Origin of the sequence: Hydrocoleum sp. CS-953, assembly GCF_002260545.1 — a bacterium.
Taxonomy (GTDB): domain Bacteria; phylum Cyanobacteriota; class Cyanobacteriia; order Cyanobacteriales; family Microcoleaceae; genus Trichodesmium.
In genome coordinates this window covers 1-2,233 of record NZ_LGSU01000129.1, presented here as the reverse complement: position 1 = coordinate 2,233, position 2,233 = coordinate 1, and the positions used below count along the sequence as shown (strand labels likewise).

Sequence of the window (2,233 nt, the reverse complement as noted above, 5' to 3'; positions counted from 1 at the left end):
ATTATGTACAATTATCAGACAAATTAATCTTTTTTTTATCAGCACTAAAACTCATAGCTAAATTTGTTCATTCTTAATTTACAACCCCGCCCTTAAGAGCGAGGTCTTTAAAAAAATCGAAAAATTTAACTTCATATTGCCAAAAATTTGCTGGAGTCCGACATAATAGTTAATAACACAACATATTCTAATTCTAAGAATTCAATGGGCATCTCTATAGAAGTTGACAATACAAACTTTGCTACCGAAGTCTTAAAAAATTCCCACAAAAAACCAGTTTTAGTAGACTTCTACGCTACTTGGTGCGGTCCATGTAAAATGCTAAAACCAATCTTAGAAAAATTGGTTCAAGAATATGACTTTATCCTAGCCAAAGTTGATGTCGATCAGAGTCCAGACTTAGCTCAAAGTTATGGTATAGAAGGAGTACCAGATGTAAGAGTCGTAACTCAAGGAGAAGTTAAACCAGGTTTTGTGGGAGTTCTTTCAGAACCAAAACTAAGAAATTTTCTAGGGGAACTTAATCTTCACTCAGAACTAGAAATAGATATAGAAGAACTACAAAATCTAACAAAATCTGGTCAATTTGAACAAGCAAAAAATATTTTAGATCGGCTCTTTCACAAATATCCTAATAATGTTACTATCATCATAGAAGCTGCCAAGTTTCTAGTAAAATTAAATCAGTTAAAAGATGCAGAAAAGCTGATTGAAACTATTGGGGAGAATAACCGGGAATTTTATCCCCAAGTACAGACAGTAAAAGCATTAATTCACTTTAAACAGGAATCAGAAAATCCTGGTGAGAGTGAAATAGATCAAACTTATGCAAAAGCCTGTAATCTTACATTATCAGATCACTATGAACAAGCCCTGGAATTATTTTTAGATATAGTTAAAGGGAATCGTAAATATAAAGATGACGGCGCACGCAAAGCAATATTAGCAATATTTAATATCTTAGGAGATGACCATCCTATAAGTAAGGAATATCGTAAGCAGTTATTACTAAGTCTGTACTAAACTAATTTCCCATCTTAAATCCCTACTGGCAGAACTAAACCTTCTTTGGCCATAACTGCCAGAGGAAAAGCTACTTTGACCTTTTCCGCCATCCGATCCAGAAAATCATCACTATGAGTTGGTTCATGGTGAAAAATTACCACTCGCTTCACCCCAGCAGCTTCAGCAACCTTAATTGCTTCCTGCCAAGTCGAATGTCCCCAACCAACCTTGGGCGACTGGGGATTATGATACTCATCATCAGTGTACATAGCATCATAGATTAGTACATCAGCATCCCGTGCCAAATTCACTACACTTTCATCCAAACCATCAGGAAAATGCTCCGTATCAGAACAATAAACCACACTCCTTCCATTCCATGTCACCCTATATCCCATTGCCGTATTAGGATGATTTAGGGAACCAGTCTCAATCTCTATACCATGANGGATTATGATACTCATCATCAGTGTACATAGCATCATAGATTAGTACATCAGCATCCCGTGCCAAATTCACTACACTTTCATCCAAACCATCAGGAAAATGCTCCGTATCAGAACAATAAACCACACTCCTTCCATTCCATGTCACCCTATATCCCATTGCCGTATTAGGATGATTTAGGGAACCAGTCTCAATCTCTATACCATGAAGCATCATTTTTTGCCCATGCTGGAGTTCATAAAATCGCAAGTCTGCCTGCATACCTGTGAGTGGCACAGGAGAGTTATAATGTAATACCCTATCTATAAAATGCTGTTTCATTGACTCCCCTTCTGGAGGAATTGCCCCATAGATATGAAAACAATTTCCTGGAGTAAAAGCAGGAGCGAACAATGGGAAACCTTGAATATGGTCCCAATGATAATGAGTAAAAAATATATAAGCTTCTACTGGAGCTTCCTGCATTAATTCTTTTCCTAGTTCTCGCATCCCAGTACCTCCATCAAATATCAAACGCTTACCAGCTATTTGCATTTCTATGCAGGAAGTATTTCCACCATATCTAACAGTATCTTTTCCTGGAGTCGGAACACTACCTCGTACTCCCCAGAACTTAACTACAAAGTCCTCTAGATTTTCAGATAAGTTAGGAGAATTAATATGATCTTGGGTTACCACTACAGAAGAAAGTTTAGTTTCCATATAAATTTTCTTACCGAAAAATCAAGGTATAAAGCCTCTCCTTTTAAGGAGAAAAAACGGTCGTTAACGGAGCATGACC

At 37.1% G+C, this 2,233-nt stretch carries 2 protein-coding genes and 1 pseudogene; 1 reads left to right on the top strand and 2 read right to left on the bottom strand.

Annotation, left to right across the window (positions count from 1 at the left end; all coding sequences use genetic code 11):
* The first annotated feature begins 204 nt into the window (after window positions 1-204).
* Window positions 205-1,023 carry a tetratricopeptide repeat protein gene (locus AFK68_RS00920; protein ID WP_094670900.1) on the top strand — a complete coding sequence of 273 codons (819 nt, stop codon included), beginning with the start codon at window positions 205-207 and terminating at the stop codon, window positions 1,021-1,023.
* Between the two features lie 14 nt (window positions 1,024-1,037).
* Here AFK68_RS00920 and AFK68_RS00915 read toward each other — a convergent pair.
* Window positions 1,038-1,452 (bottom strand): annotated as a pseudogene (locus AFK68_RS00915) (MBL fold metallo-hydrolase); the annotation flags it as partial.
* A gap of 1 nt (window position 1,453) precedes the next feature.
* On the bottom strand, window positions 1,454-2,154 hold a 701-nt coding region (locus AFK68_RS00910; RefSeq protein WP_094670902.1), incomplete at its 3' end, for an MBL fold metallo-hydrolase.
* Between the last annotated feature and the right edge of the window lie 79 nt (window positions 2,155-2,233).